At 69.4% G+C, this 23234-nt stretch carries 28 protein-coding genes; 16 read left to right on the plus strand and 12 right to left on the minus strand.

Annotated elements, in window-relative coordinates; translation table 11 throughout:
* Together FHS42_RS30670 and FHS42_RS30675 are read left to right on the plus strand one after the other, a co-directional pair.
* On the plus strand, positions 1-392 hold a 392-nt coding region (locus tag FHS42_RS30670; RefSeq protein WP_184578265.1), incomplete at its 5' end, for a biotin/lipoyl-containing protein.
* Between the two features lie 68 nt (positions 393-460).
* Positions 461-955 (plus strand): DUF2867 domain-containing protein, encoded by a 495-nt coding sequence (locus FHS42_RS30675; RefSeq protein WP_184578267.1) that lies wholly within the window; start codon positions 461-463, stop codon positions 953-955.
* 111 nt (positions 956-1066) lie between these two features.
* Here the strand turns inward: FHS42_RS30675 and FHS42_RS30680 are convergent, their stop codons facing one another.
* From FHS42_RS30680 to FHS42_RS30690, 3 genes are all read right to left on the minus strand, one after another.
* A complete protein-coding gene (locus FHS42_RS30680) occupies positions 1067-1522 on the minus strand; it encodes a tellurite resistance TerB family protein (protein ID WP_184578271.1) in 456 nt (151 codons plus the stop codon).
* A gap of 146 nt (positions 1523-1668) precedes the next feature.
* Entirely contained in the window at positions 1669-2697 is a 1029-nt protein-coding gene (locus tag FHS42_RS30685) for a rod shape-determining protein (RefSeq protein ID WP_184578273.1), read from the minus strand.
* A 308-nt stretch (positions 2698-3005) separates the two neighbouring features.
* Positions 3006-4709 (minus strand): bifunctional 3'-5' exonuclease/DNA polymerase, encoded by a 1704-nt coding sequence (locus FHS42_RS30690; protein WP_221477023.1) that lies wholly within the window; start codon positions 4707-4709, stop codon positions 3006-3008.
* A 169-nt stretch (positions 4710-4878) separates the two neighbouring features.
* Here FHS42_RS30690 and rpmF point away from each other — a divergent pair, with 169 nt between their 5' ends.
* Positions 4879-5049 (plus strand): 50S ribosomal protein L32, encoded by a 171-nt coding sequence (gene rpmF / locus FHS42_RS30695; RefSeq protein WP_184578278.1) that lies wholly within the window; start codon positions 4879-4881, stop codon positions 5047-5049.
* A 5-nt stretch (positions 5050-5054) separates the two neighbouring features.
* Positions 5055-6407 (plus strand): GTP-binding protein, encoded by a 1353-nt coding sequence (locus FHS42_RS30700; RefSeq protein ID WP_184578280.1) that lies wholly within the window; start codon positions 5055-5057, stop codon positions 6405-6407.
* Between the two features lie 283 nt (positions 6408-6690).
* Here FHS42_RS30700 and rpsN read toward each other — a convergent pair whose 3' ends face one another.
* Both rpsN and rpmB read right to left on the minus strand, forming a co-directional pair.
* On the minus strand, positions 6691-6996 hold the full coding sequence (gene rpsN, locus FHS42_RS30705) for a 30S ribosomal protein S14 (RefSeq protein WP_184578283.1): 306 nt from the start codon (positions 6994-6996) through the stop codon (positions 6691-6693).
* Positions 6996-7232: a 50S ribosomal protein L28 gene (rpmB, locus tag FHS42_RS30710; protein WP_184578286.1), complete on the minus strand. Its 237-nt coding sequence runs from the start codon at positions 7230-7232 to the stop codon at positions 6996-6998. Before rpmB ends, rpsN begins: the two co-directional genes overlap by 1 nt.
* A 78-nt stretch (positions 7233-7310) precedes the next feature.
* On the opposite strand from rpmB, the gene rpmG reads away from it, so the two are divergent.
* From rpmG to FHS42_RS30735, 5 genes are all read left to right on the plus strand, one after another.
* Entirely contained in the window at positions 7311-7475 is a 165-nt protein-coding gene (rpmG, locus tag FHS42_RS30715) for a 50S ribosomal protein L33 (RefSeq protein WP_184578288.1), read from the plus strand.
* Positions 7476-7547: 72 nt separating this feature from the next.
* Positions 7548-7802 (plus strand): type B 50S ribosomal protein L31, encoded by a 255-nt coding sequence (locus FHS42_RS30720; RefSeq protein WP_184578291.1) that lies wholly within the window; start codon positions 7548-7550, stop codon positions 7800-7802.
* The gene (locus FHS42_RS30725) at positions 7802-9013 is read left to right on the plus strand and encodes a GTP-binding protein (RefSeq protein ID WP_184578294.1); all 1212 of its coding nucleotides are present in this window, start codon (positions 7802-7804) and stop codon (positions 9011-9013) included. The genes FHS42_RS30720 and FHS42_RS30725 overlap by 1 nt, the downstream gene beginning before the upstream one ends.
* Positions 9014-9375: 362 nt before the next feature.
* The gene (gene rpsR / locus FHS42_RS30730) at positions 9376-9612 is read left to right on the plus strand and encodes a 30S ribosomal protein S18 (protein WP_184578297.1); all 237 of its coding nucleotides are present in this window, start codon (positions 9376-9378) and stop codon (positions 9610-9612) included.
* Positions 9613-9716: 104 nt separating this feature from the next.
* A complete protein-coding gene (locus FHS42_RS30735; RefSeq protein WP_184578300.1) occupies positions 9717-9956 on the plus strand; it encodes a DUF397 domain-containing protein in 240 nt (79 codons plus the stop codon).
* Between the two features lie 1060 nt (positions 9957-11016).
* On the opposite strand, the gene FHS42_RS30740 is transcribed toward FHS42_RS30735, so the two are convergent.
* Positions 11017-11583: an ATP-binding protein gene (locus tag FHS42_RS30740; RefSeq protein ID WP_184578303.1), complete on the minus strand. Its 567-nt coding sequence runs from the start codon at positions 11581-11583 to the stop codon at positions 11017-11019.
* A gap of 306 nt (positions 11584-11889) precedes the next feature.
* Between FHS42_RS30740 and FHS42_RS30745 the strand changes: the two genes are divergently transcribed.
* The 3 genes from FHS42_RS30745 (at position 11890) to FHS42_RS30755 (ending at position 15200) form a co-directional block, all read left to right on the plus strand.
* The gene (locus FHS42_RS30745; protein ID WP_184578306.1) at positions 11890-12753 is read left to right on the plus strand and encodes a Sco1979 family transcriptional regulator; all 864 of its coding nucleotides are present in this window, start codon (positions 11890-11892) and stop codon (positions 12751-12753) included.
* 85 nt (positions 12754-12838) lie between these two features.
* Positions 12839-14296 (plus strand): aldehyde dehydrogenase family protein, encoded by a 1458-nt coding sequence (locus tag FHS42_RS30750; protein WP_184578309.1) that lies wholly within the window; start codon positions 12839-12841, stop codon positions 14294-14296.
* 352 nt (positions 14297-14648) lie between these two features.
* On the plus strand, positions 14649-15200 hold the full coding sequence (locus FHS42_RS30755) for a DinB family protein (RefSeq protein ID WP_184578313.1): 552 nt from the start codon (positions 14649-14651) through the stop codon (positions 15198-15200).
* A 76-nt stretch (positions 15201-15276) separates the two neighbouring features.
* On the opposite strand, the gene FHS42_RS30760 is transcribed toward FHS42_RS30755, so the two are convergent.
* Positions 15277-16110, minus strand: coding sequence for a bleomycin resistance protein (locus tag FHS42_RS30760; protein ID WP_184578316.1), 834 nt, complete (start codon positions 16108-16110; stop codon positions 15277-15279).
* 118 nt (positions 16111-16228) lie between these two features.
* Between FHS42_RS30760 and FHS42_RS30765 the strand changes: the two genes are divergently transcribed.
* The 3 genes from FHS42_RS30765 to FHS42_RS30775 all read left to right on the plus strand — a co-directional run bounded on the left by FHS42_RS30765 (position 16229) and on the right by FHS42_RS30775 (position 18925).
* Positions 16229-16867 (plus strand): PadR family transcriptional regulator, encoded by a 639-nt coding sequence (locus FHS42_RS30765; protein ID WP_184578319.1) that lies wholly within the window; start codon positions 16229-16231, stop codon positions 16865-16867.
* A gap of 157 nt (positions 16868-17024) precedes the next feature.
* Positions 17025-18083 carry an ATP-binding cassette domain-containing protein gene (locus tag FHS42_RS30770; protein ID WP_281392905.1) on the plus strand — a complete coding sequence of 353 codons (1059 nt, stop codon included), beginning with the start codon at positions 17025-17027 and terminating at the stop codon, positions 18081-18083.
* Positions 18080-18925 (plus strand): ABC transporter permease, encoded by an 846-nt coding sequence (locus FHS42_RS30775; RefSeq protein ID WP_376772756.1) that lies wholly within the window; start codon positions 18080-18082, stop codon positions 18923-18925. The genes FHS42_RS30770 and FHS42_RS30775 overlap by 4 nt, the downstream gene beginning before the upstream one ends.
* A 197-nt stretch (positions 18926-19122) precedes the next feature.
* Here the strand turns inward: FHS42_RS30775 and wrbA are convergent, their stop codons facing one another.
* On the minus strand, positions 19123-19743 hold the full coding sequence (gene wrbA, locus FHS42_RS30780; protein WP_184578326.1) for an NAD(P)H:quinone oxidoreductase: 621 nt from the start codon (positions 19741-19743) through the stop codon (positions 19123-19125).
* Between the two features lie 269 nt (positions 19744-20012).
* Here wrbA and hemC point away from each other — a divergent pair, with 269 nt between their 5' ends.
* Positions 20013-20948 carry a hydroxymethylbilane synthase gene (gene hemC, locus FHS42_RS30785; RefSeq protein ID WP_184578329.1) on the plus strand — a complete coding sequence of 312 codons (936 nt, stop codon included), beginning with the start codon at positions 20013-20015 and terminating at the stop codon, positions 20946-20948.
* A gap of 103 nt (positions 20949-21051) precedes the next feature.
* Here the strand turns inward: hemC and FHS42_RS30790 are convergent, their stop codons facing one another.
* The 4 genes from FHS42_RS30790 to FHS42_RS30805 are packed head-to-tail and all read right to left on the minus strand — an operon-like array spanning position 21052 to position 23185.
* Positions 21052-21801, minus strand: coding sequence for a protein-L-isoaspartate O-methyltransferase family protein (locus FHS42_RS30790; protein ID WP_184578332.1), 750 nt, complete (start codon positions 21799-21801; stop codon positions 21052-21054).
* Positions 21802-22158, minus strand: a complete 357-nt coding sequence (locus FHS42_RS30795) for a DUF7848 domain-containing protein (RefSeq protein WP_184578335.1) — start codon at positions 22156-22158, stop codon at positions 21802-21804.
* A complete protein-coding gene (locus tag FHS42_RS30800) occupies positions 22155-22745 on the minus strand; it encodes a hypothetical protein (protein ID WP_184578338.1) in 591 nt (196 codons plus the stop codon). The genes FHS42_RS30795 and FHS42_RS30800 overlap by 4 nt, the downstream gene beginning before the upstream one ends.
* Positions 22733-23185, minus strand: a complete 453-nt coding sequence (locus FHS42_RS30805) for a hypothetical protein (protein ID WP_184578341.1) — start codon at positions 23183-23185, stop codon at positions 22733-22735. The genes FHS42_RS30800 and FHS42_RS30805 overlap by 13 nt, the downstream gene beginning before the upstream one ends.
* Positions 23186-23234: the final 49 nt, after the last annotated feature.

The raw sequence follows: 23234 nt of genomic DNA on the forward strand, positions 1-23234 counted from the left end.
CCGGGTTGGACGAGGACGGTGAGAGCCAAGGTCGCGAGACCGTGGTGGTGGAGGTCGGTGGCAAACGCCTCGAAGTCTCCCTCCCCGCCTCCCTCAGCCTCGCCGGTCCCCCCGCCCCGGCCAACGCGGGCAAGACCAAGCGCAAGAAGTCGAGCAGCGCCGGCGCAGCGGCCACCGGCGAAACGCTGGCCTCTCCGATGCAGGGCACCATCGTCAAGACGGCGGTCGAGGAAGGCCAGCAAGTCGAGGAAGGCGACCTCATCGTGGTGCTGGAAGCCATGAAGATGGAACAACCGCTCAACGCCCATCGTTCAGGAGTCATTACGGGACTGACGGCCGAGGTCGGCGCGTCCGTTGCCTCGGGCGCCGCGATTTGCCAAATCCAGGGCTGAGGGACCGGCCATTCCATAATCAGTAAGCCGCGCACCCACTGGGCGGCTCACGGGAGGAGAGCGACGCCATGGCAGGACCCACGGTTCGCAGAGACGCCGAGCCGGTAACCGAAAGAGCCGTCAGCAGCCTGGGGGGCTACGACCACGTGTCCACGGTGGCCGTCGATGTGCCACCCGACCGGAGCGCTGTCCACTTCACCCAGGCCATGATGAGCTCCCCACCGGGCTGGGTCGTCGGGCTCATGAAAACCCGAGACAAGCTCGTCAAGCCCTTCGGCCTGAAGGTGGGCCATGTAACGGCACCCAAAACCGTCAAATCTGGCGAGCGGCTCGGCCCCATGCGGGTGCTGACCGTCTCCGACGATGAAGTGATGGCGGGCAAGGACGATAAACACCTCAGCTACCGCTGCGTCTTCGTCGTACGCGAGGGCAAGCGCGGCCCGGAGGGTGTCTGCACCACCGTGGTCCGCTACCACCGCCCGGCGGGCCGGATGTACTTCCGTACGATCGAGCCCTTCCACCACATGATCCTGGCGGGCATGGCCAAGCGCGGAGCAGCCTGAGCCGGCCCCGCAACCGGCACAGCCCACAACCGGCACAGCCCCGCAACCGGCGCCGCTCAGCGGCCGGTTCGGGGTGCCGGCGCGGGGAGCCGGTTCGGGGCAGGGCTGGCCTTACAGGTCGAACTCCGAGGGGTCGATGCCGACCGCGAAGCACGCCTCGCGGACCGCGCCCTGTTCCGTCGTGTCGAAGTTGCCGTCCGCACCGCCGATGACGATGCCGATCTGGATGACGGCGCGGGCCTCGGTGGGCTTCTTGTTCACCTTGCCGATCGTCTGCAACACGCCGACCTTGCCCATCGCGAAGTCCCGGGTCAACTGGCCGACGTACTCGTCAAACCGTCGCTGGAGCTCGTCGGCGGGGAAGTTCCGCAGGACGTCGTTCGAGGTGATCAGCGAGGACACGCGCTGCCGCTCGGCCGGGTCAACGGAGCCATCGGCCGCCGCCACCAGTGCGCACATGGCCATGCTGGCGTCCCGAAAGGCCCCGCTTTTCAGTTCGGTCTTCTTGGCTTGCAGCTGGGTCTGCATCGTCTGGGCGGAGTCCTTCAACTTGTCCCACAGGGCCATGAGCTGTCTCCTCGCGCGATACGTCAGGGGCTGACCACACTAGATCCACAAGGGGAACCTCCGAACAGACCACAGAAGTTCCCCACGGGCCTGTTGGGCCTGTTGGGCCTGCTGGTTCTGCTGGGCATTTCGAAGCTGGGGCCGCGTCATCGTGCTAGCGGGTCGAGCCGAAGCGGCCTGACCCTGCCATCCAGCATGGCGCCCAATCCCTCGACGGCACACAGGTCGGGCCGCTCGGCGATCTGTGTGGGCATGCCGGTGCCCTCGGACAGCAGATCGTCGAAACCGGTCAGCCGAGCGCTGCCGCCCGCGACCATGATTCCCCGGTCGAGGAGGTCGGCGACCAGATCGGGTGGGCAGCGCCGGAGTACGGCCCGCAGGGCGTCCAGTACGCCCGCGAGCGGGGAGCACACGATCGCCCGTACGTCGGCGGTGTCCACCCGCACGGACTTGGCGAGCCCGGTGGACACGTCCCTGCCGTGCACCTCGGCGCCGCCGAGCGTCGGATCGGTGTCCTTCAACGCGTCATGCAGCGGGTGCCCGGACTGGCCCGGCAACAGCAGTTCATGCCGGATGCGTGCGTATTCCACCACGGCCCGGTCGATGATCTCCCCGCCCACCTGCACCTTCTCGGCGGCCACGATGGACCCCAGCGACAACACGGCGATGTGTGTCGTGGTCGCGCCGCACACCACGATCATCGTCGCCTCCGGCCGCTCGACGGGCAGCCCGCAGCCCACGGCGGCGGCGATCAACGTGTCCACCAACTCGACCCGGCGCGCACCAAGGCCGCCCAGCGTTTCGGCGGCGGCGCGCCGGGCGAGCGGGTCGGCGTCGTGCGAGACGCAGATGGCGGCGCGCAGCAGCGGCTTGCGGCGCCAGGCGCGGCAAACCTTGTCGCCGACGAAGAACCGCAGCATGCGCTGGGCGATGTCGATGTCCACCACGGTGCCGCCGCTGACGGGCCGCACGACGCGGATGTGCTGGGGGGTGCGGCCGGTCATCTGCTCGGCGAGTGAGCCAACGGCGATCAGTGAACCGGTGCGGGTGTTCACGGCGGCGACCGTTGGCTGATCGACGATGAGCCCGCCATCCTTGAGATAGACCCGCGTGCGAGCGGCGCCGAGATCGACGGCGACGGAACAGCGGCGCAATAGCTCAAGGCTGAGATTCACGGGGGGCGCTCCTTTATCCAGTTCATCCCGGGCGGGTCAGGACCGCCCGCCCGGCGGTCCTTCCCCCATGGTCCGAGCCCCCGCACTGCTCCGCGCGCTGAACTACTCCGCCCGTATGACCCGCCCCTTGCGCCATCTGACTGCCCGCCAGCTTCCGCGCCTGCCGCGGCACCCCACATTCCCCGCCCCGGCGACCCACCCTCGCCGACCCGACGTCCCACTCCCGCCGCCCCCGCCGCTCCCGCCACCCCCGCCGCCCCGGTCCTGCCCCGAGCGACCCACCCACCGGGCGCGGCTCACCCGACGCATCACTCCTTCGCATCCGCGTAGCAGGCCACCACCGAGGGGGTCAGCGGGAAGCGCACCGGTGTATCGCCGAAGGCGATCGTGCCCGCGAGGTCCGCCGCGGTCTGGATCGCCTCGTTGACCGCAGTGGCCTCCTGCGCCGGGCAGTGCACGATCACCTCGTCGTGCTGGAAGAACACCAGCTGGGCCTGGAGCCCGGACAGCTCACGCCGCAGCGCCGCGAGCATCAAAAGGGCCCAGTCCGCGGCGCTGCCCTGGACGACGAAGTTCCGCGTGAACCGCCCTCGGGCCCGTGCGCTCGCACCAGCGCCCCGCTGCGTCCCAGCCGCCTGCGACGGATCGACCAGCTCTTCCTGCGGCAGCCCCGCCTCGTCAGAGCCCGGGTCCGCCCCGCCCGATGCGGGTGGGCACGTGCGCCCCAGCCAGGTCCGTACGAGACGGCCTTCCTCCCCGGCGCGCGCCGCGTCGTCCACGTACCCCACGGCTGCCGGGAAGCGGCGGCGCAGATCCGCGAGGTGCTTCAGCGCGTCCCCGGAGGTCTGCCCGTAGATCGCGCCAAGCAGCGCCAGCTTGGCCTGCGCGCGATCGCCCGAGAACCCCCGGTCGGACAGCGCCGCATACACATCGCGCGCGCTGCCCGCCACCTCCATCAGCCCCCGGTCGCGCGAGACGGCGGCCAGCACCCGGGGCTCCATCTGCTCCGCGTCGGCCACCACGAGCCGCCACCCCGGGTCGGCGACCACCGCGCGTCGCACCACCTTGGGAATCTGCAAGGCGCCCCCACCGTGCGTGGTCCAGCGCCCCGAAACGGCCCCACCCGGCAGGTACTCGGGGCGGAACCGGCCCTCTCGCACCCACGACTGGAGCCAGGACCAGCCGTGCGCCGTGTGTAGTCGATAGAGCTTCTTGTACTGCAACAGCGGCTCCACAGCCGGATGGTCGATGTCCCGCAACTCCCATGCGCGCGTCGAGCCGATCCGTATGCCGGCTCGGGCGAACGCCTTGACGATCTCGGCGGGCAGGTCCGGCCGCACCCGGCTGCCGAACGCCTGCGAGACCTCGTCCGCCAACTCCGCCAACCGCCGCGGCTCCAGGCCACCCGGATACCGTTCGCCCAGGAGCTCATCCAGCAACTCCCGATGCACATCGGCCCGCCAGGGCACCCCGGCTTGCCGCATCTCGGCGGCGATGAGCATGCCCGCCGACTCCGCCGCGATCAGCAGCCGCAGACGCGCCGGGCACCCGGTGGCCTCCGTACGAGCCAACTGGTCCGCGTACACCGCGAGCAGCGCCTCCAACGGGTCGGTGCCGGGCGGCAGTGGCACCGGGCCCGCCTCGAACAGCGATGGCTGGGTGTCGGCCGTACGCACCGGCGGATCGTCGGGCACCGGCAACCCATGCAGCCGCGCCCACGCCGCCGCGAGCGAACGCGGCTGGCGCCCCCACTGCCCCTCATGGCCGAGCAGCAGCGTCTCGGCAACCTCCGCGTCGTAACACCGCTCGACCCGGATGCCCGCGTTGAGCAACCGGCCATAGATCTCGGCGCTGGAGCGCCACACCCACCGCGTCACTTCCGGCTGCTCGCGCACCGCCGCCACGATGTCGCGCGCGACGCGGACCGGACCGCTCGCCCGCCCCGCCTCGTCCAGGGGGCAGAGGCGAACACCCCCGTCGTCCGCCTCTGCCACCGCCCATCTCATGCTCATGAGTCTTACAGGGGGGTCTGACAATCGAGGTCTGGCAAGCGGGGCCCGGTGATCGAACCCGGTGATCGAACCCGACGATCGGGTCTGGCGCACCAGTTAGAAATGGGACTCATTTTCATATAGCGTATGGCCGCGTACCGTCACCGAGAGCCCTGGAGACCGACGAGCGATGGCCGTCCCCAAGCGCAAGATGTCCCGCAGCAACACCCGGCACCGCCGCTCCCAGTGGAAGGCCACTGCCCCACAGCTCGTGCCGATCACGGTCGATGGCCGCGAGATCCGGGTCCCCATCCGCCTCGTACGGGCCTACCAGCGCGGGCTCATCCAGCCCACGGACTGACGCCCATGACCACCCCGCCGCCACCCGGCCGCACTCGGTCGTCGCCCTCGCCCTCGCCCCTGCTCCCGGTGACCGTCCTGTCCGGATTCCTCGGTTCCGGCAAGACCACGCTGCTCAACCACCTCCTCAGCAACCGCGCTGGGCTGCGCGTCGCCGTGATCGTCAATGACATGAGCGAGGTCAATATCGACGCCGCGCTGGTGCGGGGTGGTGGCGCCGCGCTCTCCCGTACGCAGGAGCGGTTGGTGGAGCTGACCAATGGGTGCATCTGCTGCACCCTGCGGGACGATCTCCTGGTGGAGGTGGATCGGCTGGCCCGCGAGGGCCGGTTCGACTACCTCCTGATCGAGTCCAGCGGCATCTCCGAGCCGATGCCGGTGGCTGCGACGTTCGCCTTGCTGCCCGATGACGGCCACGACGGCCACGACAGCCATGACGGTGCCACGCTCAGCGCTGTGGCACGGCTCGACACCATGGTCACGGTGGTCGATGCGGCCGGCTTTTTGGCCGAGCTGGTTGGCGGCGACGAGCTGGCCGAACGCGGCCTCGACCAGTACGAGGACGATGAGCGCACGGTCAGCGATCTGCTCATGGATCAGGTCGAGTTCGCCGATGTCATCGTGGTCAACAAGCTCGACCTGGTGGACGCGGACCGGGCCGCCGAGCTGACCGCCACGCTGGCCCGGCTCAACCCGGTAGCCCGTATCGTCCCCGCCCGGTTCGGCCGTGTCGCCCCCACGGCACTGCTCGGCACCGGCCTCTTCGACCTCGAACGCGCCCAGCAGTCGCCGGGCTGGGTGCGGGAGTTGAACGGTGACCACGTCCCGGAGACCGAGGAGTACGGCATCTCCTCGCTCGTCTTCCGAGCCGACCGGCCGTTCCACCCGGAACGGCTGTGGGACTTCGTCACCGGCGGCCTCGACGGCGCGTACGGCACGGTCCTGCGCTCCAAGGGCTTCTTCTGGCTCGCCTCCCGCCCCCGGGTGACCGGCCTGTGGTCCCAGGCGGGCGCGGTCGCCCGTTTCGAACCCTCCGGCGTACGCGCTGCCGTACCCGCCGGCGTGCGCGCCGTCGCTTCCCTGCACCCCGCCGACCTCCCGAGCCGTGAACAGCCCGGCGGTCAAGAGCTGGTGTTCATCGGCACGGCCTTGGACGGCGAGGGGCTGCGTGCGGCGCTGACCGGCTGTCTACTCACCGACGCCGAGTGCGCCCACGGCGCGGCCCATTGGGCGACGCTCCCCGATCCGTTCCCTGACTGGGCCACCCACGGCATCGACGCCCCCCGTGAGCCCGTAGCGGGCTTGCCGGCGGCCAACCAAGAACGCGACGCCCAGACGAGGCAGGCAGCCATCGTCTGAGGTGTCGCACACGGCCGCGGTGCCCGCCCTGCCTGGGCGGACACCGCGGGCGGGATCGGCCCCGGCACCGGAGTGGGGGCCGATCCCGCGCGACGGGCCGCGGACCGTGGGGAACGGTCCACGGCCCGTCGCACGCGTCTGCTGTCTTCGATGCCGGTACGCCCCGGCCCCGGCCCCGCCCCTGGCACCGGCCCCGCCCATCGGCCCCCGGCAAGCAAGCGCCCGCCACCGACCGCCGTCAGTGGACGTACCAGCGAGGCGGTCGGCGCGGGCAATCACCTGGCTACCAGCTCGACTTGCGCACGCCTGGCAGATAGCCGGCGTGCGCCTGCTTGCGCAGATTGACCCGGGAGAGGCCGAAGGCGCGGAAGTAGCCGCGCGGGCGACCATCGGAGCTGTCGCGGTTGCGCAGCCGGGTGGCGCTGGCGTCGCGGGGCTGGCGGCGCAACTCGCCCTGTGCTGCGAGCCGTTCCTCAGCGCGCGCGTGCGGGCTGCCGATGATGGCCTTGAGGGCCGCGCGGCGGGCGGCGTAGCGCGCGACGACGATGCGCCGCTGCTCGTTCTTTGCGATCTTGCTCTTCTTCGCCATCAGACCTTCCCTCCTCGGGCACGGATGCGGGCCACGGCGGCCTCGATGCCCAGTGTGTCCACCGTCTTGATGCCCTTGGTGCTCAGCGTGAGCCGTACGAAGCGGTTCTCGCTCGACAGCCAGTAGCGCTTGCGCTGGATGTTGGGATCGAAACGGCGGGAGGTGCGTCGGTGCGAGTGCGAGATGGAGTTACCGAACGTTGGCTTACGTCCGGTCAGTTGGCAGTGGGCGGACACGGCTCAGCGCCTCCTTGTGTGCTGCGGCCCAGGTAGAGCCCTAATGAAAATGGAAATCATTTCTGTATAGTAGCCCCTATGGCCCGCAACGAGCTACGCCCTGTGATCAAACTGCGCTCCACCGCCGGCACCGGCTACACGTATGTGACGCGCAAGAACCGTAGGAACGACCCCGATCGGCTCCAACTGCGCAAGTACGACCCGATCGCCAGGCGCCACGTCCCCTTCAAGGAAGAGCGCTGAACCACCCTTCGGCCCCAACGGCCCCCGCCCGCCTGCGCGGCGCCCCCTTCGTCACCCAAGGAGTCCCAGCCCATGAAGCCCGGCATCCACCCCTCGTACCACCCGGTCGTCTTCCGTGACCGGGCCGCCGACTACGCCTTTCTGACCCGGTCCACGGCCACCAGCGAGAAGACCATCGAGTGGGAGGACGGCAACGCCTATCCCGTCGTCGACGTCGAGATCTCCTCGGCGAGCCACCCCTTCTACACCGGCACCGCACGCGTACTGGACACCGCTGGTCGCGTGGAGCGCTTCGAGCGCCGCTACGGCAAGCGGGAGGCCCGCTGATGAGCGAGGCCGCCGCCCTGCCGGTGGTGATCGTCGGTGGGCTGCACGCGGATGCCCGGCGATCGACCGTCGAACGGTTGCTGCGCACCGTGCCCAGAAGCGTCGCCCTCCATCACGACCTGGCCACGGCCGATGCGGGCACCGTGCGGCGCACCGTACGAGACTGCGTGGAGACGCTTGACCAGGGTGAAGCGCCGCTGGTGAACGACTGTGCGTGCTGTGCGCTGCGCGAGGACCTAGTGCCCGAGTTGGAGCGGCTCGCCGATGGCGGGCTGTGCCGGTTGGCCATCGTCGAACTGTGGGACTCGGTCGAGCCCAAGGCGATGGCCGAGGTGGTGGCCGCGCACGGCGCTGCCGGGCTGCGGTTGAGCGGCGTCATCACGGCCGTTGACCCGGCGTTGGTCCTGCCGTACCTCGCCTGCGGTGACGATCTCGCCGATACGGGCCTGGCGGCGGCAGCCGCCGACCAGCGGACGGTGGGCGACACCTGGGCGCGGCAGGTGGAGTACGCACCCGTGCTGGCCATCGTGCCCGGCGCGGAGCTGACGGCGGACCTGGCAGGCGCCGGCGCGAACAGCGCTGAAGGGGTGCGGGGCGTTGACCCGACCGGGCTCGCGCTGCTGTCCCAACTGCATCCGATGGCCCTGCTGGTGCACGCCGACGCGGACGATGACCTCGCGGCGGTGGCACTCGCCGGCTTCGACGTGGAGGCGGCGGCCGGGCGGCAACACCCGGCGTGCGCGCTGCTGCCCCAGGAGGCGGACGCGGACGGCGTCTCGACCCTGGTGTGGCATCGGGTGCGGCCTTTCCATCCGGAGCGGCTGTTTGCCGCTTTGGAGGACCTGACCTGTGCGGCGGCCCGCAGCCGGGGCCGGTTCTGGCTCGCGGACCGGCCGGACACCCTGCTGTCCTGGGAGGCGGCAGGCGGCGCGCTGTGCGTGGAGGGCGCCGGGCCGTGGCTGGCGGGGCTGCCGGACGCGGCATGGGAGATGGTGCCGCCGATGCGTCGGGTGGCCGCCGCGCTGGACTGGCACCCGGAACACGGAGACCGCGCGCAACATCTGACGTTCACCTCGCCCGGCCTCGACCGCGAGGGTCTCGTCTCGTTGCTTGAGTCCTGTCTGCTGACGGACGCCGAATACGCGGCGGGTCCTGCGGCTTGGCGTTCGCTGTCGGGGGCGTTCGATGAACTCCTTGACCCGGTTCTCTGAATTCGCACTCTTTTACCCGCGTTGCGCGTTCTCATGCCGGTGATACGCGTCTCAACCAAGAGCTCCATTCACAACCGCATGTGAATGTGACCGCACCGGGTGAGCTCGCATCCGCACTCCCGGTGATGGACTTACCCATTCCGGCCGTTGCGGCTCCACTCATGCCCCACCGATTTCCTGTGGCGCGCACAGGAACGCTTGTGCTGGCTGTGGCGCATGACGCCACCACGCGGAGTGCGCGCCCCGTACTTACCGTTCCGACCGCGGCCGACCACGGCCGGCCGCGGCCCCCACGCCTGCGCGCATGGGGCCTTCGTGCCGCTGAATTAGCCCGAACTCTCCCGAAAGGACCGCTCTTTCCCATGGCCCGCGCCCCGCATCCACACAAAAACTTGAAGCCCAAGCCCAACCCGTTGGACGTGCTTGGCGTCACTTATATCGACTACAAGAACACCGACCTACTCCGTAAGTTCATTTCCGACCGTGGCAAGATCCGCAGTCGTCGGGTGACGCGGGTGTCCGCCCAGCAGCAGCGGCAGTTGGCGCGGGCGATCAAGAACGCCCGCGAGATGGCGTTGTTGCCTTACGCCTCGCGGTGATCATTCGAGTACGCGGTGTGCACGTGCATCCGCTCATGCATCGGCAGATGAACGGGACTATGATCCGGGGTAGTTGACGACTGCAATCACCCACGGAGTGTCCTGTGCACCAGGCGTATAACGGCATGGCGGCGACGGACCTTCCCGGGGTCGTCTGGCAGAAGAGTAGGCACAGCAATTCGCAGGGTTCCTGTGTGGAATTCGCGAAGCTGCCGGGTGGAAACGTAGCCATGCGTAATTCCCGCTTCCCGGATGGCCCGGTGCTCGTCTACACACCGGCCGAGATCGAGGCGATGCTCCTCGGTGCGAAGGATGGGGAGTTCGACCATCTGACGGGCGATTGACCGGTCCGGGACGATGGGGCCCGGCCAGGGACGCCACACCCGTGGGGCTGCTGATTCCCCGCGTTGCTGGGGAATCCGATGGAATCCCGTACGGCAGCTGACCTTCCCCGTGGGGTAGCCGGGCGATTCCCGTCAGTGGTCTGGCGAATGCCGGGAGGCGGCCCAGCGGTTTTCCCTCCATGGTCTCCTACTCGGCCTGTTGCCTGGGCTACTCGGGCTGCCTGGCCTGCTCGGGCTGTTGCCCGGCCTGCTCGGCCTACTCTGTGGCCTAGCGGCGGTTTCGCGGGCCGTGGTCTTTCTCGTACGCCGCCATCCCGTACCGGCCGGCCCGCGACGCCCGGCCCCTGACGGCGCCTGTTCCGCGCCGCACGTCCCGCGGCGCCTGTCGCGCGCCACTCGCGGCCCGCCCTATGCGAGCACGCCGAGTGCGAGCCCGCCCACGTGGCCCGCCCCAAGTCGGCCGGAGCCGGCGTTACTCCGCGCTGCTACCGGTGGCCAGGGCCTGGCTGCTCTCGGTGGTCGGGCCCCGGGAAGGGTGGGTCTTGGGGTTCGGTCGGGGCTGCGCGGCGGGGGCTTCGTCGGGGCCTCGGTCGCTCGTTCGGACGCGCTGTGGCCGGCTAGGTGGACGTCTGCCCGGCGCGGTCCGGCGCAGATCATAGACAGCGAGACGGCGGTTTACACCGGGCATGCCCCGCCGTGTGTCTACCTCGGGTAGACGGGTTCGGACGTGGTGCGCCGCGTAGTCAGCCCCTGGGCACCGCCGTGACGCAGCCATCTCGCGGGCGGTGCGGTACGCGGAGGCGTCAACGCCGTGCCGGTCCACCCCATCGAGGGGATGCGACCGTAGCCGTGTCAGCCCGTCGGGGGACTGCCACCGCTGGTGGATCAGCCTGCCGGAGATCCAGCCTGCGCCGGCAGGGCCGGCCCTCGCTGAGGCACGCGACCTTGCCGGTGGACGGGATTCCGGGAGGCCCGTGTCATATGCGCCACATGCGTAGGGGCCTGAACCCACGCGTCCCGCCGCGACCCGTGCGCGCCTCGTACGCCGTATGCAGGCGCGTTAGTCCTCGTCCCGAGGTAGCCGAAAAAGCGCCCAGACGACCTTGCCCCGCAGCGTCCCCGCCAGGGGATGCCAGCCCCAGCTGTCGCTGAAGGACTCGACGAGGTAGAGGCCGCGGCCGGATTCGGCCGCCCCGTTGAGCTCGGGAAACATCGCCGTGTCGCCAGTGACCGGACTGACCTCGCTCGGATCGCGGACGGCACAAACCAGCCGCGAGGTCCAGCGCATCAGATGGAGCCGTACCGCTGGCTCGATGGTGGCCATGGGGCCGCCCCCGTAGCCGGCCCCATGGCCCGCTTCTGGGGGAGGCCCCGCCGCGCGGTCCTCACTCGGCAGTGCGTGTCGCAGTGCGTTGGTGACCAGCTCGGATACGACCAGCGCCACATCGTCGAAGAGTCCGGGCAGGTCCCAGCCGTGCAGCGTGGTGCGCGTGAACTCGCGAGCGCCCTTGACCGCGTCGTAGCGGGCTGCCAGCGCGCACGAGGCGGAATGCGAGAGCGCCGAGGGGTTGATGGGAGGCAGGCCCTGCCATAACGGCTCGACCATGGTCGATCCTTTGGTCCCCATGCGAGGCACTCCTGGCATTCGTGGCCGTGACGACCCTGGCTGGATCTGCAAAAAGCGTGCACGTGCGCGAGCTCCAGGATTCCCAATGACCGGGCCAGATGCAAGGGCAGATGCACGTGCACATGGCCGGTTTGCGACGGAGTGGACGTGTTCGCGAGGAATTCTTCCTGGGGCCACTTGTGTCCATCTCATGCCTGGGTAATGAGATGGGCACTCAACGGAGCCTAAAAGTGGCAGACTTCGCGGCCGGGGGTCCGTGGGGGACGCACCCGCGAGGGTGCGGAACGTACAGGGAGGGTCACGGAAATGGCCACAAGCGAGTCGAGTGGATCGGTTGTACGCCGCATCCTCCTGGGCTCTCAGCTCCGGCGGCTGCGTGAGTCGCGCGGCATTACGCGTGAGGCGGCTGGTTATTCGATCCGTGCTTCCGAGTCCAAGATCAGCCGCATGGAGTTGGGCAGGGTGAGTTTCAAGTCACGCGACGTCGAGGACCTGCTCACGCTCTACGGGGTTGCGGACGATGCGGAGCGCGGGGCGCTGCTAGGACTCGCCCGGGAGGCCAATGTGGCGGGTTGGTGGCACAGCTATGGCGACGTACTGCCCGGCTGGTTCCAGACCTATGTGGGGCTTGAGGGTGCTGCCTCGCACATCGGCGTCTATGAGGTGCAGTTCGTTCATGGACTGCTGCAAACCGAGGGGTACGCGCACGCCGTCGTCACGCGGGGCCAGCGCAATGCCTGCACATCCGAGGTGGACCGGCGGGTGGCGCTCCGTTTGGAACGGCAGAAACTCCTGGTGTCCGAGCGGGCACCGGACTTTCACGCCGTACTCGACGAGGCGGCGCTGCATCGACCGTATGGCGATGCCACGGTGATGCGCACCCAACTCCAGCATCTCTTGGAGGTGTCGGAACAGCCGAACGTGACGCTTCAGGTGATGCCGTTCAGTTTCGGTGGCCACTCAGGTGAGAGCGGGGCGTTCACCATGCTGAGCTTCCCGGAGCCCGATCTGCCGGACATCATCTATTTGGAGCAGTTGACCAGCGCGCTGTATCTGGACAAGCGCGAAGAGGTCGCCCAATACGAGCGGGCGATGGAACGGTTGCGTGCCGACAGCTTGTCTCCGGCCAAATCGAGAGATGTGCTGAGGGCCCGTCTCCAACTGATGTGAGTCCTCACTACGATGACGAAGCATCAGGAGCTCCGCCCAGTCACCGGGTGGCCAGCCGCCTCCCGGCCTTCAGATAAGGGATGGCATGTCCTACTTCTCCGAGTTGGCCTATCAGTACATCGACGGTGAGTGGCGGGTCGGGAGCGGCTCGTGGGACATCGTGGACTTCAATCCGTACAACGGAGAGAAGCTCGCCTCGATCACCGTCGCCACCGTCGAGGAGATCGACCAGGCGTACCGTGCCGCCGAGCGGGCGCAGCTCGCATGGGCGGAGACCAACCCGTACACCAGGCGCTTGGTGTTCGAGCGGGCGCTGCGGATCGTTGAGGATCGTGAGCAGGAGCTGGCCGAGGCCATCACGGCGGAAGTAGGTGGCACGCAGTTCAAAGCCGGGTTCGAACTCCAGATCGTGCGGGAGTTCCTGCGCGAGGCCATCCAGCTCGCGCTGCGCCCCGAGGGACGCATCCTGCCGTCTCCGATCGACGGGAAGGAGAACCGTGTCTACCGGGTGCCGGTCGGTGTCGTCGGCGTCGTCAGCCCGTTCAACTTCCCGTTCCTGCTGTCCATCAAGTCGGTCGCGGCGGCCATGGCGTTGGGGAACGCGGTCGTGCTCAAGCCGCACCAGAACACTCCGGTGTGCGGTGGCGGTCTGGTCGCCAAGGTCTTCGAGGAAGCCGGCCTGCCGCCCGGGGTGCTCAATGTCGTCGTGACCGACATCGCCGAGATCGGTGACGCGCTCATCGACCACCCGATCCCGAAGGTCATCTCGTTCACCGGCTCCGACAAGGTCGGCCGGCACGTGGCCACCGTCGCCGCCGCCGGATTCAAGCGCTGCGTCCTCGAACTCGGCGGCGACAGCGCGCTGCTCGTCCTGGACGACGCGGACATCGACTACGCCGTGGACGCTGCCATCGTCAGCCGCTTCGCGCACCAGGGCCAGATCTGTATGGCCGCCAACCGGGTGCTCCTCGACCGGAGTATCGAGGCCGAGTTCACCGAGAAGTTCGTCGCCAGGGTCAAGGCCCTCAAGGTCGGTGACCCCCGCGACCCCGCGACCCATATCGGCCCGCTGATCAACGAGGGCCAGGCCGAGACCATCACCGGCATGGTCGATCAGTGCATCGCCGACGGCGCCACCGCGCTGGTCCGCGGCAGTGTCAACGGCACGCTGGTGGGGCCGACGGTGCTCACCGATGTGCCCGCCGACTCCGTCGTGTACGGGCAGGAGTTCTTCGGCCCTGTGGTGATGCTGATCCCCTTCGACGGTGACGATGAGGCGATCCGGATCGCCAACGAGACCGACTACGGCCTCAGCGGCGGCGTACACACCGCCAACATCGAGCGCGGCGTACGGGTCGCCCGGCAGGTGCGTACCGGAATGATGCACGTCAACGACGCCACCGTGCACGACGAGCCGATCGTCCCCTTCGGTGGCGAGAAGTCCTCCGGTGTGGGACGGCTCAACGGCGAGGCCATGGTGGAGTCCTTCACCACCACCAGGTGGATCTCGATCCAGCACGGCCGGAGCACCTTCCCGTTCTGATGCCCGCGCGCTCCCGCGTGACGACGGGAGCCCAAGACGGTCGCAGCGGATTGCGGCGGGTGGCGGGCGAGGGATGGGGACATCCAGACGGGTCGCGGACGTCATTGCGGGCAGGCCAGGTCGCGATTGCGGACAGTGCCTGGCTGTGATCGCGGACCGTGGCCGGCGGGGTTCGCGGTCAGCACCTGGCGGGGATTGCGGACGGTCCATGGCTGGGATTGCGGACAGGACCTGGCGGGGATCGCGGACAGTACCTGGCTGGGATTGCGGACAGTACCTGTCCGCAAGGGCGTCTAATGTCATCTTCAACGAGGTCGGACACCGAACCGGCCCCCGTAGGAAGGCAGACCCCATGCCCACTTTCGTGGATGCCGAACCCCGTGGCGACGAGTGCACCGCGCTGCTGAACTACCTCGCCGCGCAGCGCGGTGGCATCCGGCGGGCCCTCCTCGGGCTGAGCGATGAGCAGGCGGCCCAGAAGGCGACCGTCAGTGAACTGTCCCTGTCAGGGTTGCTCAAGCACGTCGCCGAGGTGGAACAGGGCTGGATCATGGGCACGCTCGCCGGGCGACCGGAGGAGACCGTGCAGCGAGACTACGAAAACTGGCACGAGTCCTTCGCGCCGGTGGGCGATGAGACGGTGCAGAGCCTGCTCGCGTACTACGAGCGGGTCGCCCGGCAGACCGAGGAGTACATCACCTCGCTGCCGGACCTGGACGTCGTGGTGACGCTGCCCGAGGCCCCTTGGTATCCGCAGGACCGCGACCGTTCCGCGCGCTGGATCTTGCTGACGATGATCCAGGAGGTGGCCCGGCACGCTGGGCACGCGGACATCATTCGTGAGGCGATCGACGGAAAGACCGCGTTTGTCCTGGTGGACGAGGCGGGGGACGGGGCGGTGTGAGCCGGGTGACCTCGCCGGGCGGGCGTCAGGACATGACCTGGCAGCCCGCCCAGCGGTCGGCGGGACCAGCTCGGTTCTACGGGGCGCTCTCGCCCAGCTCCTCGCCTTCCAGCTCCGCACTGCCCAGTTCTTCACGCAACTCGTCCGCCCGGTGCAGCGCGTCGCGCAGCGCGACGCGGTCCGCCTCCGTCAGTACGATCTCAGCGGCCCGCCCGAGCAACGTCCTTGCCAGCTCCGGCTGATCCAACCGGATCGCCATATCGGCGCGTAGCACCAGCGCGGCCAGCAACTCCACCGCCGATGGACGCACCCCCGCCGCATCCGCCGCCGCGTCGCTGACGTCAGCCCCGCTGTCAGCCGCACTGCCGGCCCCACTGCCGGCCTCGGCGGCATCGGCCGCCGCCAACGCGCGGTCGAGCAAGCGCGCCGCCTGTCGGTGGTCTCCCTTCGCGTCACCGAGCAGCGCCGCCAGGTGCAGAGCGCGGGCGAAGGCCCTGGTGGGGGCCTCGCCGTGGGCGACGCTGTCGCCGTTCGGCTGGCCGATGCGCAGGCAGTTGCCGCCGGGGTCGGTCACCAGAAACTGCCGTACGCCGTACGTGGTGTCCCTCAGCGGCCCGATCCGAGGGATGCCGCGCGTGGGGACCCTCCCGTACGCCGCCTTGAGGCCGCTGCGGAACGCCTGATGCATGCCGTCCACATCGTCGGTCGAGATCAGGCACGTGCCGTACGACGCGGCCGGGTCATGGCGGCGCATGCCGAAGAAGTGCAGGTCTATCGCGCCGCGTTGGACCACCGCGTACGGATTGGGTTGGGTTTGCTCGAAGGTGACGTCGAAGCCGAGTGCGCGGTAGAAGGCGAGGATCTCCGGGACCGAAGGGCACGGCAGCATGGGTGTGGTCGTCTCCGTCATGCCGGTGAGCCTGACAGCCGTTGCCTTGCTAGTCAAAGTTGAGTAGCCCGTAGCGTACGACTAGCCTGGGTCGTGGAAGATCGAGTGGGTGGGCTGGGCGGAACGGAGTGGCGGGCTGATGTCGGCGATGCGGTTGTTGGTGCTCGGGGCGGTGCGTCAGCATGGGCGTGCGCACGGCTACATGGTCCGTAACGACCTGGAGTACTGGGGCGCGCACGAGTGGTCCAACGCCAAGCCCGGGTCGATCTACCACGCGCTCAAGCAGATGGCCAAGCAGGGATTGCTGCTCGCCCATGACGTCGCGCCCAGTACGGCGGGTGGGCCGCCGCGTACCGAGTACGAGGTGACCGAGCAGGGGGAAGAGGCCTACTTCGCGCTGCTTCGGGAGGCGCTGGGGAGTTGGCGGCCCCAACTCGACGTGCTGAGCGCGGGTGTTGGGCTCATCGTCGACCTGCCGCGCGGTGAGGCGATCTCCCTCCTCAAGCAGCGCCTTGAGGGCCTTGAAGGCTGGCGCACCACGGTGACCGACTACTACACCCCGGCCGATGGGCCCGAGTCGCTTGGCCATATCGGCGAAATCATGGAGCTGTGGGTGACCACATCGGACAGCGGTGCGGCCTGGACGCGCGCCCTGATCGAACGGCTGGAGAACGGTGCGTACGTGATGGCGGGTGAGGGCGAGCCGTTCAAGGGTGTTCTCCCGGAGGGCGTCGAAAACCCGTACGCCAACGGGCCCCACCCGGGCGACGGCAGTTAGACGAGCTCGCCCGCTCATCTCCTCCGTTCATCAATCTCCGCCATCGCCGTTGCTAATCAAGTTTGACTAATTGCTTGGATGGGCAGTACCTTCCTGTCGTAGTCAAGTTTGACTATTGGGCACCGGGTGCTCATCCCGGAGTCGGCTGCTGAAGGAGATGGCATTGACTGACCGCGATCACGCGATCGTTGTCGAGGGACTACGGAAGAACTACGGCACACACCGAGCGCTCGACGGGCTCGACCTGACCGTGCCGCGCGGCACCGTGCGCGGTGTGCTCGGCCCGAACGGTGCCGGCAAGACCACCTGCATCCGTGCGCTCGCCACGCTGCTGCGCCCCGATGGCGGCCGGGCCGAGGTCGCCGGATTCGATGTGCTGCGCCAGCCCAACGAGGTTCGGTACCGGATCGGCCTGTTGGGTCAACATGCCGCGGTGGACGAGGAGTTGAGCGGCCGGCAGAACCTGGAGATGTTCGGCAGGCTCTACCACCTCGGCGCGCGGCGGGCCGGGCAACGTGCGGACGAACTCCTGGAGCAGTTCGGGCTTGCGGACACCGGCCGGAAGGCGATCAAGCAGTACAGCGGCGGCATGCGGCGCCGGCTCGACCTCGCAGCCGGGCTCATCATGCGGCCCCAGGTCCTCTTCCTCGACGAGCCGACCACCGGCCTCGACCCGCGAGGCCGCAGGGAGGTGTGGAACGCGGTGCGCACGCTGGTCGGCGACGGAACGACGGTGCTGCTCACCACGCAGTATCTGGAGGAGGCCGACCAACTCGCGGATCGGATCTCGGTCATCGACCACGGCCGTGCCATCGCCGATGGCACGGCCGACGAGCTGAAGTCGGCCATCGGCGGGGACCGCATCGACGTGGTGCTGCACCGCGCGGACGAGCTGGCCGCCGCCGCATCCGTCGTGGGCATGGCGGCCCGCGCCGATGGCGTCGAGACCGACGCGGACAGCCTGCGGGTCAGCGCGCCCGTCGTGGACCGGGTCGCCGCACTGACCGAGACCGTACGGGCGCTGGCCGCGGCCGGGATCGAGGCGCGGGACATCGCGCTGCGCCGCCCGACCCTGGACGAGGTGTTCTTGCATCTCACGGGGGCGCGACCGCAGGAGCCCGGGGCGGTGGACGAAGGGCCGCCACCGGGCAAGGCGGCTGGGCCAAAAGCGGGGCAGGGCAGCCAGGGGACCAGCGGTCGGGAGGCGACGGTATGACGATGACGAGCGCAGTGGATCTCTCGGCCATGGCGCGGCCCACCGGTCGCGCCGCCCGGTTCGGCTGGGCGCTGGCAGACGCGTGGACCATGACCCGGCGCGAACTGGCCCACTGGGCGCGGCAACCGGTACAGCTCGTCGTCGGGCTGGCCTTCCCGGTGCTCATGCTGGTGATGTTCGCGTACTTCATCGGCGGCGGCATGCACGTCGCCGGGGGAGGGGACTACAAGGAATTCCTGTTCCCCGGGATGCTCGCGCTGACCATGGCGTTCGGGCTTGAGGCGACGATGGTCTCGCTTACCGCGGACCTCAACAAGGGCGTGGTGGACCGGTTCCGGGCGATGCCGATGAGCCGGTCGGCCGTACTGGTCGGGCGATGCGCGGCCGACATGATCGAGTCGCTGGTCAGCCTGCTGATCCTGCTCGGCGCCGGGCTGCTGATGGGCTGGCGCTGGCACGGCGGCTTTGGCGCGGGGGTCGCGGCGATCGGGCTGCTGCTTTTGCTGCGCTTCGCGATGCTGTGGATGGGGATCTACCTGGGCATGGCCGCGGGCAAGCCGGAGCTGGTGCAGACGGTGCAGATTCTGGTCTGGCCGATCGGCTTTCTGTCCAATGCGTTCACCTCGACCGACACCATGCCGGCCTGGTTGGGCGCGATCGCGGAGTGGAACCCGATGTCGGCCACGGCGACGGCGGTCCGCGACCTCTTCAACAACCCCGGCTGGGACAGCGACGCATGGGCGTCCGACCACGCGGGACTGCTGGCGGTGGCCTGGCCGCTGGTGCTGGTCGCGGTGTTCTTCCCGCTGGCGGTACGGCGGTACCAGCGGCTGAGTGGCTGATTGGCTGAGCGGGTGATCGGCCGAGTGGGTCGGTGCTGGGTGCTGGGTGCCGGGTGCTGGGTGCTGGGTCGCGTGGCGGTGCGCGGCGCGGCCTGGCCCGGCGCGGTGCGGCTGCGGTGCTCGGCCGGCGCGGCCCGGTGCGGCTGCGGTGCGGCTGTGGGGCGGATGGCGGGCGTCCGCGGGGGCGGGTGAAGGGGTTACGTTGCGAGGCCCTTCTTGATCGCTCGGGTGAAGCGGACCACCCGTTCCGCCTGGACGCGGGCCGCCGTACGCGCGTTGTCGTCGATGGAGGTGTCCGGGCCGCCGACGTGGGAGGTGCCGTACGGATTGCCGTCGATGAACTTCGCCGGGTCCGTATATCCGGGGGCGACCAGGATGCCGCCGAAGTGGTGGATGGTGTTGTAGAGCGCGAGCAGCGTGGACTCCTGGCCCCCGTGGGCCGTGGCGGATGCGGTGAAGCCGCTGTACACCTTGTCGGCCAGTTCTCCCTGCTGCCACAACCCGCCGAGCATGTCGATGAACTGCTTGAGCTGCGAGGTGACATTGCCGTACCGGGTGGGCGAGCCGAAGATCACCGCGTCAGCCCAGAGCATGTCGTCCGGCACCGCCTCGGGGATGTCGGCGGTCGCGTCCGCGTGCGCCGCCCAGGCGGGGTTGGACTCGATCGCCGCACGCGGGGCGAGCTCGGTAGCCCTGCGCAGCCGCACCTCAGCGCCCGCCTGCTCCGCGCTGTTCGCGATCGCCTCCGCGAGTGCGTGGACCGTACCGGTCGATGAGTAGTAGATGACGGCGACGTTGACGGATACGGGTGTGCTCATGGTCCGCTGCTCCCTCGGTCTGCGCTCCCTGTGCCGCAAATAGACAATACGGGCATATGGGAAATAAGGCCCGTCTTTTCGTGTGCCGGGGCGTGCTGCGCGTCCGGGTGTACGGGGTGTCACACGTCCGGTCGCAGGACCGTAGCGAGGTCTTGCTCGTCCTCACCCGGCGCGCCCGTGTGAGCGAGCGAAATCCCCGCCCACCAGGGCCGACGCACCGGGCCTGGCCCGAGGCGAGCTGTGCCCCGCTGACGGCCTATCGTGGACCCATGGATGACGTTGATCTGATCCGTATCGTCTCTCGCTCGTCGCCGATGGCGCTGGCCCAAGTGGAGCGCGTACGCACCGAGTTGAGCGCGCTGCGGCCAGGCATCCGTACCACGGTGGTGCCGGTCACCACCTCGGGCGACAAGTGGATGGGCGACCTGTCCAAGCTCGGCGGCAAGGGCGCGTTCACCAAGGAGGTGGACGCGGCGCTGCTCGCGGGCGAGGCCGATCTCGCGGTGCACTGCATCAAGGATGTGCCCGCTGACCGGCCGCTACCCGCCGGCACGGTCTTCGCCGCGTACCTCAAGCGCGACGACATCAGGGACGCCCTGGTGCAGCCCGACGGGCTGACCCTGGACCAGCTTCCCGAGGGCGCCCGCATCGGAACCTCGTCGGTGCGCCGGGTCGCCCAGCTCGCCGTCTCGCACCCGCACCTCACCTGCGTACCGATGCGCGGCAACGCCAACCGGCGGCTGGAGAAGCTGGTCGCGGGCGAGGCCGATGCACTGCTCCTCGCGGTGTCTGGCCTGGAGCGCATCGGTCGCCCCGACCTGATCACCGAGATCCTGCCGGTCGAGACGATGTGCCCGCCGATCGGCGCGGGCGTCCTTGGCCTGCAATGCCGGGAGGACGACACCGCAACGACAGAGGCCGTCGCCGGGCTCGGAGACCGGGACACCTGGCGCGAGACCACCGCCGAGCGGATGCTCCTGCATGTGCTCCAAGGCCACTGCAATTCCCCGATCGCGGGCTTCGCCAGGGCCGAACGCGATGGCCGCCTCTCACTGCGGGCGCGCGTCTTCACGCCGGACGGCAAGGTGGTCCTGGACGCCCACGAGTGGGCAGGCCCCCTTGACCCCGCGACGCTGGGCACATCGGTGGCCGTCGCGCTGCTCCGGCAGGGCGCACGCGAGCTGATCGACACGATCCCGCACTGAGCGGTTTCGTATGGCGGGTACGGGTTGCGCCGGAGTGGGCCGGGTGCTTCAGCGTCTCCGGTCGCTCGCTCGAAGCGTTGGGCGGCCGGGCGGCCGAAGCGAGTCAGAGCGCCCAGCGGCGGCGCGAAGAAATGTGCTGAACGTGTGCGCTGCCGTCCGGGTCACGGCGATAGCCGAACCGGTGTTGCGCGGGTCGGCCCTGTTCGTTCCACCACTGCCAGGCCTCTTGGACCCGTTGCCAGAGCTCGGGTGATCCGCCGTAGGTGACCGTCGAGGCCCCGGCGAGCGGGGTACGAGCCCAGGTGCCGTCAGGCTGCTGGAGCTGGAGGGCCATGGCGCCGGTGTCGGCGTCGGCGTGGTAGACGAGTTCGGCGCCGGGCAGCTGGAAGGCGAGAAGCAGCCGGAACGAGTAGTGCTCGCGGATGTCCTGCGCCGTGACGGTGGTGGGCCGCGTATCGGTGGCGGGCTCATACGGGGCGCGGTCCTTGACCGGGTAGGTGGCGGCGTTGCCGCGCGCGGCCATGAAGCGGCCACCCGTGGAGGTGAAGCTGCCGCACGCGCGTTCCCCATCGACCCTGACGCGGACGAGTCCCCCCTCGATGCCGAGGGCGATGTCCGTCAGGATGAGGCCACCGTCCCGGGTCCGCTCGATCCACGCCGCCGGGATGCGGGGCACCGAGCAGGTGGCGATGATGCGGTCGAACGTGACGTCGTCCCGAGCGGGCAACCCTTCGCGTGCGTCGCAGGTCGTGAGGTGCGGCTCATAACCGAGCTGAGCGAGGCGCGTACGGGCGGTGGAGATCAGCTCCGGATCGACGGTCGGGTGGGTGGAGAGATGGGGTGGGGTCGTCACTCACGTGGATACGGCCTTCGGGTAACTGGGCGGTCTGACGAGCGTGTTGGGGCTGTTGGGGGTGCTGGAGGCGGCGGAGCCGTGGTCGGCGGCCGGGCCGATGTCCTCGGTGGGGGTGATCTGCCAGCCGTAGGTGACGGTCGCGGTGTAGTGGAGGTGGCGGCCGTCTGGGTGGTGGTGGGCCGCATGGTCGCGGCACCAGCGTTGAGCCTCGCTGTGCTGCCCGGTCGGCCCCTCGGCTTCCGGGTCGGGTGACCGCTCGCCGCAGGTGGCGCACGTGGCACGGACGGTATACGGCGCGGCACCGGGGTCGGGCTCGATGGCCATGCCCACGTACCGGTAGGTGCTGCGGGTCATGACACCGCTCCTTCGATGGTGCAGCGGGCGCGTTGCGCGCAGGCGCGGTGGACGGTGAGCGGGCGTTCCATGCGGTCGTCGGGGTGGCGGCGGCCGAGCGCCGTCACGGCTTGCTCCCGCTTGAGGACGTTGTCGCAGAGCTGGCATTGCAGGGGCAGGGCGTCGCTGCCGTGTACGGCCAGGATTGCGACGGTCAGTACCCCCGACAGCAGATGCGGATGTGTGAGGAAGCGCCCCGACCCGGTGTCGGGCATCCGCCAGCGCAACCCATGGCCGGTGCGGGTGTGGGCGGGAGGTACGCCGACGTAGGTGGTGCCGGTGTTGGGCTCGGTGGGCAGGACCGTGGCGTGGGGCCGCAGCCGGTCCCACTGCGCCCACGGTGCCCAGCGGGCCTGCTGGGGCGGGACGAGCCAGTACGCGGTGTCGGTGCGGGCGTCGATGATCGCAGCCGAGTCCTCGACACCGTCCAGGGCGCCAAATGCCCAGTCGGCAACGGCTGTTGAGGTCCGCACGGCATCCCAGTGCCGCCCCGCCGGCAAGGTCATGACGTCGGGGCAGGGCGGCGGTGCCCAGTTCAGTTCCCGCACGCGGCGCCTCCGGTGGCCCGGCTGGCGCGGGCGGCGCGGTTGGCGCGGACGGTGGTGATGGCGTCGGTGAGGTGTTCCGCGTCGGTCAACAGTCGGTCGGGGGTCGGGGCGACCCGCCACCACACGAGGTCGGTGCGGGTCATCCCGGGAACGAAGACGTAGGAGTCGGCGTCGCCGGAGATCGTCATGGTGCCGTGGTCTGGCAGGCCCAACAGGGCGGGCGCGTGGGGTGCGGTCAGCCACGTCATCTGGGCGCCGATGTCCTCTTGGATCACCGCCCCACCCGCGTCACCGAGTTGAACCAGGACACGGTCGCCGAGGTAGGTCGGCAGGGTCAGCGTGTGCCAACCCAGTTCACCGACCCTGGTCCAACGCACCCCACCGCCGGGCGGAATCCAGTCGTGGGGCGAGGGGGTGGGTGTGCTGGCTTCGGGCGGCATGGCGCAGCCTCCGGTGTCATCGACAGTAATCGTGCGATGACTGACCGTA

The sequence above is a fragment of the Streptomyces zagrosensis genome (assembly GCF_014203645.1).
In the GTDB taxonomy this organism is placed as follows: Bacteria; Actinomycetota; Actinomycetes; order Streptomycetales; family Streptomycetaceae; genus Streptomyces; species Streptomyces zagrosensis.